The following is a 9,909-nucleotide window of genomic DNA, read 5'->3' as shown; positions in this document are numbered from 1 at the left end:
CACTTCACCCGAGTGGCCGCGACCGGGGCAGCCATCGACTACGAGCCCACCGATATGCCGTACGGCGTCCGTGAATACAGCGTTCGCGACCCGGAAGGGCATCTGTGGTCGTTCCAGACGCCCCTCGCCGAACCGGCGTGATTCGCCCGCCCGTTGTGGAGAGCGACTCCGCTGATCAGCGTGCCGTCAGTGCCTCGGTCACTTCTGCCGCGATGGCGGCTTCGCCGAGAGCATTGGGATGCAACGGGACGAACTGGTCTGCGAACAGCAGTGGTTCCACCCATCGCACTCCGACGGGTTGGCAGGCATCGTGTCCCTCGGACACCGCGGACATGTCGACAAATGTCGTGTCGGTCTCGGTCGCCGCCTGGCGAACGGCCTCGTTCAGGGTGTTCTGTAGGTTGCGCAGATACGGAACATCACCGAGCGCAACCGGGACCTGGGGCTCGCATGTGGTGGCGGCCGGGATGAGCCACGGATAGCCGATGATGACCACCTTCGCGTCGGGTGCGTGAGTGTGGATGTCGCGCAATGCTTGTCGAACCGACGGCAGCGTGCTGTCGATGATCTTGTCGTCGAAGCTGCTCCCGTTCTGCTGCTGGCACGGATCGACTGCACCGGCACCGGTCACCGATGCTCTGACGCACGCTGCGATCGCCCCCGAGAACACGCTGTTGTCGTTTCCGCCGATCATCACGGTCACCACGTCGGTGGACGGCGACAACGCGTCGAATTGCGCGCGGGTCCCGTCGAATTGAGGAGTGTAGAAGTCTTCGGTTGCTGCGCCGCCGCAACTGACGTCGGTAAGGCTGTAGCCCTGCTGTTGCGCCACGATGTGCGCAAAGTTCTGCTCGGATTGCAGGCATCGAAGTGGAGTGCCCGGTGCCAGCGGGAGCACACCGTTGCCTGCGCTGAAGCTGTCGCCGAGGTTGACGTGCTCGATCGGTGACGCGGCGGCGGTAGGGGGCGACGCCAGTGCGGTAATCACAACCGCGACAACACCGAGCCCGAACTGCTTCGTCCTACTGCGCACTGCAGACTCCCTCGATGGCCGGATACTGCTCGAGATCGTACGCTGCGGTCGACGCGAGATCCTTCACCTCTGCGGCAGCATCGTCACAACCCGCCTATGCTTCTTTTCGGCACTGCGGCCGCGCTTGCCCCTGGCAAAAGGATGACCGATGACCGATGACACGCTGGCAGATTTCGAGCGAACCGAGTTCACCGCGGACGGGCGTACAGCCCCGGTCTATCGCATCGGGACCGGGCCCGCGGTCATCGTGATGTCCGAAATGCCTGGCATCACACCGAAAGTGGCGGATTTCGCGCGCACCGTCGCCGGTATCGGTTGCACCGCGATCGTTCCGCATCTGTTCGGCGTCGACGGTAAGGATCCGCTGGCTGCGCCTTTGGGAATGCTCGGCACCTTGGCCACCATGTCTCGCGCCATGGTTCCGGCGTGCATCAGTCGCGAGTTCACCATCCTGGCGACCGGCAAGTCCTCGCGAATCGTGGTCTGGCTCCGTGCCCTCGCGGCGCAGGAGCACGAGCGCTGCGGCGGCCCGGGTGTCGGTGCCATCGGCATGTGTTTCACGGGTGGGTTCGCTCTCGCGATGGCAGCCGACGATCGATTGATCGCACCGGTGTTGTCTCAGCCATCGCTTCCGTTCGCGGCATCGAAGTCGCGTGGTCGTTCCATCGACATCAGTGCAGGTGACCTTTCGAAGGTGAAAGGTCGCTGCGCTGCAGGCGAACTGACAGTTCTCGGCATGAGATTCGAGGGTGACAGGATGTGCCCGCCCGCCCGGTTCGAGTTCCTGCGCGAGGAGCTCGGCGATGCGTTCGTCTCGGTGGAACTACCCGATTCCTCCTTCAATCCGAACGCGTTCGGTCCGCCGCATTCGGTTGTCACGGAAGGACTCGTCGACGAGCCGGGACAGCCCACCCGAGAGGCCTTGGATAAGGTGCTCGACCTGTTTCGTAGTCGGTTGCTCACGACGGAGTGAGTACCGCGGACGTTCGGTCGGCCCGCACCCGCGCTCAGGACGGTGTGGCGGCAACCCCGAGGGAAAGGTGTCCCCACGGACGCAGCAGCCGTGGCCCGGGTAGCCGGTCGGTGTCCAACTCCTCCATCGTGAAGCCGGCGGCCGTCAGCAACTCGGGGACGTTGCGAACGAGATGGCATCCACCGGCGACGCGTTGTTCGATGCCGTCGAGCCGCCGCTGCCAGGCAGCGACGCCGGGGTCCGGGGACAGGCCGTGCTCGAGGAAGAACAGCTTGCCGCCAGGACGCAGCACGCGTCCGATCTCGCGCAGGGCCAGAGCGGGGTCGGGCACAGTACACAATGTGAAAGTGCTGACCGCGGCGTCGCAGCTGTTGTCGGGCAGGGGAAGCGACTGGCCGTCGAGCCCCACGAAGCGCACCGGAATCGATGACGCAGCAATGCGGCCGGCGGCCAGATCCCGTGCACCGGTGGACGGTTCGACGGCGGCCACGGACGTCACCGCCGTCGGGTAGACCGGAACGTTGGTGCCGGATCCGAATCCGATCTCCACGACGTCGCCGCTCAGTCCGGCGAGCGCGCGGGCCCGCAAGCGGTGTACGTAGGACCCGTCGAGCACCACGTCGATCAGTCGGGGGAGCAGGTGTTCGGACCACAAGGCCACGGTGTCCAGCTTTCGTCGTCGGTGCGGTGCCTGTCTGTTCACCGCGTCGGTTCCCCGATAGTGTCGAAAAACCAGCACGGACGGAGGCGAAAGGCCACCGGATTCGGATACGACCGACAGTATCGGTGACGCCGCTGGGCAGATGGCCGGGGCAGCTGTCTGGGGGAGCGCGCTCTATTTCCTGCGCCGGGTGACAGGTCGCGAGCAATGTAACTTGGAGAGTGGGAAAACAAGTGACTCGATGAACGGGAAGTGTGTCGTCTATGACCGATGTTGAGAAAGTGACCGTATTCGGAACTGGAGTGCTCGGTTCACAGATCATGATGCAGGCTGCGTACCACGGCAAAACCGTTGTGGGATACGACATTTCCGATGAATTGCTGGCCAAACTTCCGGATCGCTGGGAATGGATGCGCGGATACTACAAGCGTGACCTGAAGAATTTCGACGAGGCCCGCTTCGACGAGGCCATCGAATCCATCACCACCACCACCAGCGTCGCGGACGCCGTTTCGGACGCCGACCTGGTGATCGAAGCAGTTCCGGAGGATCTCGATCTGAAGAAGAAGGTCTGGTCGGATATCGGCGCGTCCGCCCCGCCGAAAACGATCTTCGTGACCAACTCGTCGTCGCTACTGCCCAGCAGTTTCGCAGAAGCTACCGGGCGACCGGAAAAGTTTCTTGCATTGCACTTCGCCAATCTTGTGTGGCGGTACAATACCGGTGAGGTGATGGCAACTGCGGCAACAGATCCCGCTTACTTCGATATCGTACTGAGCTTTGCTTCGGAGATCGGTCTGGTTCCCGTTCCGGTCCGAAAGGAAGTTCCGGGATACGTGTTGAACAGTCTCCTGATTCCGCTGCTGCAAGCGGGAGCCGGCCTCTACGTCGGCGGGGTTGCCAACCCGGCGGACATCGACAACGTGTGGCGCATAGCCACCGGGGCGCCGTCCGGTCCGTTCCAGATATACGACACAGTCGGCTTCAACGTCGCAGCACACATCGCGCGCGCAAGCGGGGGCGAGGATCAGGTCGAATTTGCCGACATGCTGCAGAAGGGTATCGACGCGGGAAAGACAGGTCTCGGGGACGGTGAAGGCTTCTACACGTACGACTCCGACGGCCAGCGACTCGATGCTGTCGAGTCGTGGAACATCAACTGAATCGCTCGATCATTGCCGTGTAGGCAGCCCCGCGTCCATCAGAGGTACGGATCCGCCCAGGCGCTGATGATCCGACCGGCACGAGCTGCTTGATTCTTGCCGGTGAGAAGATGATTGGCCCCCTCGAGTGACACGAAGCTCCGAGGGTGGCGGGCGGCCTGGAAGATGTCGCTGGCGTTGTCGATCCCTACCGTGTTGTCGGTGGGGGAGTGCATGAGGAGCAGTGGCCGACGCAGGGTGGTGATTCGCTCGCGCAGGTCCGCTTCGCGGACGTCGTCGACGAACTGTCGCTTGAGGGTCAGCGCTTTGCCGCCGGCGTGGAACGGCGCTTCGCCCTCTTCCTGGATCCGGTGGATGAGCGCGTCGTAGTTGTGCTCGACGTGCGCGGGCTGAAACGGGGCGGCGACAATGGCCACTGCTTCGACCGTCGGACAGTCGTGCGCCGCAGCAATGGCAGCGGAGCCGCCGAAGGAATGGCCGACGAGCAGCTTCACCTCGCGACCGGTCTCGTTCATGAACTCGACAGCCTTGACGGTGTCGTGCACCTTGTTCGAGAACGAACCGTCGCCCCAATCGCCCTCGGAGTGACCCAGACCGAGGTTGTCGAAGCGGAGCATTCCGATGCCGTCGGCGGCGAGCTGCTTGCACATTCGATTCGCCGCCGGGCAATCCTTGCCCAGCGTGAAACCGTGAGCGAACACGCCCCATCCCCGTGCCTCACCCTCCGGAACATCGACCACTCCGGCCAGCATGGGTCCGGTGGCGCTGGGAAACGTGACCTGTTCCGACATACCGGTCATCCTAGGATCGACGACTCCGGCTTGTCTGCTCAGCCCAGTTGACGCAGTTGGATCGCGGTGTCCAGGGCCAGTCGATGCCAGGCCGATCGCGGATCTCGGCCGGTGAGCTCCTGGGCCCGGCGTAATCGGTAGCGCAGCGTCTGTGGATGCACGTGCAGCCTGGTCGCTGCTGCAGTTGCCGTGCCGGTGGCGATGAACGCCGAAAGGCCTTGCAGAATATGCTCGTGTGCCGCCTCGGTGAGCGGTCCGAGCACGGTGCGTACCACCTCACCCGTGTCGGCGTCGGGGCGCGCGGTCAACAACGACAGCAGCTGCGCATCGCCGCGGTCGAGGACTGCTCGACCGTCGAAGGCATGATCCGGTGCGGTGTCCAGTGCTTCCGTCGCGAGTCGCCACGAACTACCGATGTCGGCGACGGTCGAACTCTCCAACAGGCATCCGCGCAACGTCGACTCTGCGCATGCAGCGTGGGCCTCGTTCCGCCCGACACTGCTGGGCAACAGCAGAATTGCCCGGTGTTCGCGCCGCGTACACAAGTGACTCCGCTGACTCGACGCGGTGCTGCGATCGGGTGGAACGAGGCCCAGTGCGAGAACGAGCGATTCCACGGTGTCGTCGGACATGGGTCTGCCCGCATCTGCCGACTGCACCACAAGAAGATTCGGGCGAGTGGGTAGCTCCAAGTCGAGCTCGCGGGTGCGGTCGGTCAGAGCCCCGGGCGAGTTGTGCCTACCTGCCACGAGGTCGTCGAGCAACACGGCGTGCGCCTGCGCACGATTGGACGTGAGCTGCTCGCGCGCAACGACATACGCGTCGATGATCTCCTCGGAGATCGCGTCGATGGCATCGAGCACACCGAGACTGAGTTCGGCGATATCCGGTGGTTCGAGGACGTCGAGATATTCGGTGGCCACGTGCCGCACGAACACGCTCGACGCGACTCGGTACGCTCGCAGCACGTCGGCCAGCGGGCGCCCGTCAGCGGCACGCGCCGCACCGATTGCGCGGAATCGGCTGTGATCTCGTCGGTCGATCGTTCGATCCCCACCCGCCCACAGCGTCAGCAGTCGGCGCAACGACCAGTACGCGATCGCCTCGACATCGGCCAACTGTGGGCCGTGCAGGGTGCGGTAGACGGGGATCGTGTCGCGGACCGCCTGCACAGCCGATGCCACGACGGGGCCCATCTCCGATTCGATCTTCGCGACGACGGCGACCCGAGCTGGGTACATCGAGCTACCTCCCACGTTTGTCAGTGACTGACAAACCGTATCGTCATTCGAGCCGATTTCCTTGAGTTCCGGTGCTGACGACAGCACAGTGCAGTGAGAGAGACCGAGCGAGCAGAAGAGTGGGGCAATGGACGCAGACGTGATCGTGGTGGGTGCAGGCTTGGCCGGACTGGTGGCAACCGCCGAACTGGCCGACGCCGGAAAACGCGTACTTCTCCTCGACCAAGAGCCCGAGCAGAACCTCGGTGGTCAGGCGTTCTGGTCTCTGGGTGGCCTCTTCATGGTCGACACCCCGGAACAGCGACGCATGGGTATCAAGGACTCCGCGGACCTGGCATGGCAGGACTGGCTCGGCACCGCGAACTTCGACCGCGGAATCGACGATCCTGCGGGCGAGGACTACTGGGGCCACCGCTGGGCGAGGGCCTACCTCGATTTCGCGGCCGGGGAGAAGCGATCGTGGCTGCATGCACAGGGGGTCCGGTGGGTCCCCATCGTCGGCTGGGCCGAGCGCGGCGGATACCTCGCCGAGGGGCACGGCAACTCGGTTCCGCGTTTCCACATGACGTGGGGTACCGGCCCGGGCGTCGTCGCACCGTTCGAGCGACGGGTACGCGAGGCCGCAGACAAAGGGCTGGTGCGCTTCGCTTTTCGACATCGAGTCGATGATTTCGTCGTCAGTGCCGGTGTGGTCGAGGGAGTCCGTGGAGCGATCCTCGAGCCCAGTGCAGCGGAGCGGGGTGCGGGCAGCACGCGCACCGAAGTGGGGGAGTTCGAGCTGCGTGCCGGAGCTGTGCTGGTCACTGCGGGCGGGCTCGGAGCCAACCACGATCTGGTGCGGGAGAACTGGCCGGCCCGGCTGGGAGCACCCCCGAAATCCATGATTTCCGGAGTGCCCGAACATGTCGACGGGCGCATGCTCGGCATCACCGAGAAGGTCGGGGGTCGTATGGTCAACAGGGACCGCATGTGGCATTACACCGAGGGCATCAAGAACTGGAACCCGATCTGGAAGAACCATGGAATCAGGATCATTCCAGGACCGTCGTCCATGTGGTTCGATGCGCGAGGTCAGCGATTTCCGGTGCCCAATTTCCCTGGATTCGACACCCTGGGAACGTTGAAGGCAATCCAGGACAGTGGATTCGAGTACTCCTGGTTCGTCCTCACCCAGAAGATCGTCGAGAAGGAATTTGCGCTCTCGGGTTCGGAGCAGAACCCGGACATCACCGGTAAGGACCTCAAGCTCGTCCTCGGCCGCGTGTTGCCCGGTGCCAGTGGACCGGTCGAGGCGTTCAAGAAGAACGGTGAGGATTTCGTCGTCGCCGACACCCTCGGTGAGCTGGTGGCGGGGATGAACCGCATCTCCGGCGACAGTCTGATCGACGTCACCGATCTGAAACGACAGATCGAGGCGCGCGACCGTGAGGTCGACAATCCGTTCACCAAGGACCTGCAGATTTCCGCGATCCACAATTCTCGTCGGTCGCGAGGAGAACGTATCGCGCGGACGGCGTCACTGCACAAGATTCTCGATCCCAAGTCGGGACCGCTGATAGCCGTGCGGCTGAACATCATCACCCGGAAGACACTGGGCGGCATCCAAACCGACCTCCAGGGCCGCGTCCTCGGCGGCGACGGAAACGTGATCGACGGATTGTGGGCGGCAGGCGAGATCGCGGGATTCGGCGGCGGTGGTGTGCACGGTTACCGATCGTTGGAGGGCACATTCCTGGGCGGGTGCATCTTCAGCGGGCGCCAGGCAGGGCGGGCGCTGGCCGCCCAGGGCTGAGGGTGCGCGTGGCGCTTCGTCGAGGCCGACTTGCAGGGGCTCGGTCGCGGGATGGGCGTGGCGAAAGATAGGACAGGGTATCCTCGCTTTCTGGTGTGATTCGGTTGTCGAAGAACTTCCGGGCGCATCGAGTCTGCCCACCCGCTCAGTACGTCGAGAAAGTTCGGTCATTTCGTGAAAATAGGTACGAGGCGCATCGCTGCCCTCACGTCTCTGGTTCTGGCCGCCGGTCTGATCACCGCATGCGGTGAATCCGAGGCGGTGTCGGAGGCCGTGGCCACCGGCGGCGACGGTGAGACCGTCTACCCCCTCGTTCTCGACAACTGTGGCCGGTCGGTGACCGTGGACGCTCCGCCGCAGCGTGTGGTGTCCCTCGACCAGGACTCCACAGAGATCTTGCTGTCGCTCGGGCTGCAGGATCGCATCGTCGGTACCGCGTCGTGGACGGATCCGGTCCGCGAGAATCTAGCCGAGGCGAACGCATCCGTGCCGCGATTGGCAGACAATGCGCCGACCTACGAGGTGGTGCTGGGCACCGATCCGGATTTCGTCACGGCATCGTTCGGTCGACACTACGAGCAGGGCGGTGTCGCAGACCGCAGTCGCTTCGCCGAGTCGGACATCGAGACATACCTCGCCCCCACCGATTGCGACAACGGACTCAGTGTCAATGGTGGCAATCCCCGGACGAGCCCACTGACCATGGAAGCGTTGTATCGGACGATTCGGGAAATGGCCGAGGTGTTCGACGTCCGAGAACGTGGCGAGAACTTCGTCTCGGAACTTCAGGGCCGCCTCGATGCAGCCACTTCGGGTCGTGACAAGACCGGTGAGAGCATCGCGTTCTGGTTCGCCGACACCAAGAGTCCGTACCTCGCGGGTCGAACCGGCGCACCCGCACTGCTCGCCGAGCAGGTAGGCGCGAAGAACGTCTACCCGGATCTGCAGGACGACTGGGAGGCGGTCGGGTGGGAAACCGTCGTGGACCGCGATCCGTCCGTCCTCGTCCTCGGCGACCTGCTCCGCAATCGCTTCACCGGTGACAAGCTGGCCGACAAGATCGCATTTCTCGAGTCGGACCCGTTGACCAGCACGATGTACGCCGTGAAGAACAAGCGGTACATCTCGCTGCACGGCGCGGAGATGAACCCCTCCATCCGGATGGTCGACGCAATCGAGAAGTTGGTCGTCGGCCTGAACGAGATCGGGCCGCGGTCCTGAGCTCCACGACCACCGAGCCGCGCGCCTCCGCGAAACGGCAGATCGGCCTGACGTCGGTCATGTTCGGTGGACTCCTCCTGTTGCTCGTATCCGTTGCGATTGCGATGACGCTCGGACCGGCCCAGGTATCGCTGGTCAATGTTCGGGACGTCGTGCTCAACCATGTGGGACTGGCCGACATACCGGTCAAGACGTCCAAGAACGCCATCGTGTGGGAAGAGCGACTGCCACGTAGCCTCGTGGCTGCTGCGTGCGGTAGTGGACTCGGGATATGCGGAGTCATCATGCAGTCCCTGCTCCGCAACCCGCTCGCCGACCCGTTCGTGCTCGGGATCAGTTCCGGTGCGTCGACGGGCGCGGTGTTGGTCGGCATCCTGGGAATCGGTGGTGCAGCCCTCGGTCTGTCCGGTGGCGCATTCGTCGGCGCGCTGGTGGCGTTCGGGCTGGTGCTGCTGCTCGCTCAACTCTCCGGCGGGAACAACGACCGCGTGATTCTGGCCGGAGTGGCCTCCACCCAGTTGTTCTCGGCTCTGACGTCGTTGGTGATCTTCGCGTTCGCCGATTCCGACGAAACTCGCGGTGTGATGTTCTGGCTACTGGGTTCGTTGGAGGGCATCCGGTGGGACGACGTGATTCTGTGCGTGGCAGTCGTCGTGGCCGGCATCGCCGTCTGCTTCTACTATGCGTTCGTTCTCGACGCGTTCTCGTTCGGCAACGAGGTCGCGTCCTCGCTGGGCATCCCGGTGCGCAAGGCCCGCATCGCATTGCTGGTCGTGACGGCACTCATCACCGCAACTCTGGTGAGTGTGGCCGGAGCCATCGGTTTCCTCGGACTCGTGTTGCCCCACGCTGCGCGGTTCCTCATCGGTTCGAGACACAGTCGGCTGATTCCGGTCACTGCGCTGATCGGAGCGGTCTTCATGGTGTGGGTCGACGCGGTGTCCCGCATTGCGTTCGCACCGACCCCGTTGCCGGTGGGGGTGGGGACTGCACTGGTCGGTGTTCCCGCCTTCATCGCCATCCTGTCCAGACGG

General features: G+C 64.0%; 10 protein-coding genes. 6 read left to right on the top strand and 4 right to left on the bottom strand.

All coding sequences use genetic code 11. From position 1 onward, the window contains the following. Positions 1 to 12: 12 nt before the first annotated feature. Entirely contained in the window at positions 13 to 141 is a 129-nt protein-coding gene (locus RHODMAR_RS29510; protein WP_332307788.1) for a VOC family protein, read from the top strand. 34 nt (positions 142 to 175) lie between these two features. Here the strand turns inward: RHODMAR_RS29510 and RHODMAR_RS21075 are convergent, their stop codons facing one another. Further along, complete coding sequence (locus RHODMAR_RS21075) at positions 176 to 1,033, bottom strand: SGNH/GDSL hydrolase family protein (protein WP_008718609.1); 858 nt, start codon at positions 1,031 to 1,033, stop codon at positions 176 to 178. 148 nt (positions 1,034 to 1,181) lie between these two features. Here RHODMAR_RS21075 and RHODMAR_RS21070 point away from each other — a divergent pair, with 148 nt between their 5' ends. Next, positions 1,182 to 2,006 carry a dienelactone hydrolase family protein gene (locus RHODMAR_RS21070; protein WP_008718607.1) on the top strand — a complete coding sequence of 275 codons (825 nt, stop codon included), beginning with the start codon at positions 1,182 to 1,184 and terminating at the stop codon, positions 2,004 to 2,006. 34 nt (positions 2,007 to 2,040) lie between these two features. Here the strand turns inward: RHODMAR_RS21070 and RHODMAR_RS21065 are convergent, their stop codons facing one another. Continuing rightward, entirely contained in the window at positions 2,041 to 2,667 is a 627-nt protein-coding gene (locus RHODMAR_RS21065; RefSeq protein WP_008718606.1) for a class I SAM-dependent methyltransferase, read from the bottom strand. Between the two features lie 263 nt (positions 2,668 to 2,930). Between RHODMAR_RS21065 and RHODMAR_RS21060 the strand changes: the two genes are divergently transcribed. Then, positions 2,931 to 3,830, top strand: coding sequence for a 3-hydroxyacyl-CoA dehydrogenase (locus RHODMAR_RS21060; protein WP_008718605.1), 900 nt, complete (start codon positions 2,931 to 2,933; stop codon positions 3,828 to 3,830). Positions 3,831 to 3,868: 38 nt separating this feature from the next. On the opposite strand, the gene RHODMAR_RS21055 is transcribed toward RHODMAR_RS21060, so the two are convergent. Further along, positions 3,869 to 4,621 carry an alpha/beta hydrolase family protein gene (locus RHODMAR_RS21055; protein WP_008718604.1) on the bottom strand — a complete coding sequence of 251 codons (753 nt, stop codon included), beginning with the start codon at positions 4,619 to 4,621 and terminating at the stop codon, positions 3,869 to 3,871. A 38-nt stretch (positions 4,622 to 4,659) separates the two neighbouring features. Further along, a complete protein-coding gene (locus tag RHODMAR_RS21050; RefSeq protein ID WP_008718602.1) occupies positions 4,660 to 5,862 on the bottom strand; it encodes a PucR family transcriptional regulator in 1,203 nt (400 codons plus the stop codon). A 127-nt stretch (positions 5,863 to 5,989) separates the two neighbouring features. Here RHODMAR_RS21050 and RHODMAR_RS21045 point away from each other — a divergent pair, with 127 nt between their 5' ends. The 3 genes from RHODMAR_RS21045 to RHODMAR_RS21035 form a co-directional block, all read left to right on the top strand. Further along, on the top strand, positions 5,990 to 7,654 hold the full coding sequence (locus tag RHODMAR_RS21045) for an FAD-binding dehydrogenase (protein ID WP_008718601.1): 1,665 nt from the start codon (positions 5,990 to 5,992) through the stop codon (positions 7,652 to 7,654). A 174-nt stretch (positions 7,655 to 7,828) separates the two neighbouring features. Further along, positions 7,829 to 8,875: an ABC transporter substrate-binding protein gene (locus tag RHODMAR_RS21040; RefSeq protein ID WP_008718600.1), complete on the top strand. Its 1,047-nt coding sequence runs from the start codon at positions 7,829 to 7,831 to the stop codon at positions 8,873 to 8,875. Between the two features lie 59 nt (positions 8,876 to 8,934). Then, positions 8,935 to 9,909 (top strand): FecCD family ABC transporter permease (locus RHODMAR_RS21035; protein ID WP_081606081.1); only part of this gene is annotated, 975 nt, incomplete at its 3' end.

The sequence above is a fragment of the Rhodococcus sp. AW25M09 genome (genome assembly GCF_000333955.1).
GTDB lineage: Bacteria > Actinomycetota > Actinomycetes > Mycobacteriales > Mycobacteriaceae > Rhodococcoides.
Note: the sequence above shows the minus strand (reverse complement) of the source record. Positions and strands in the feature narration are given on the sequence as shown.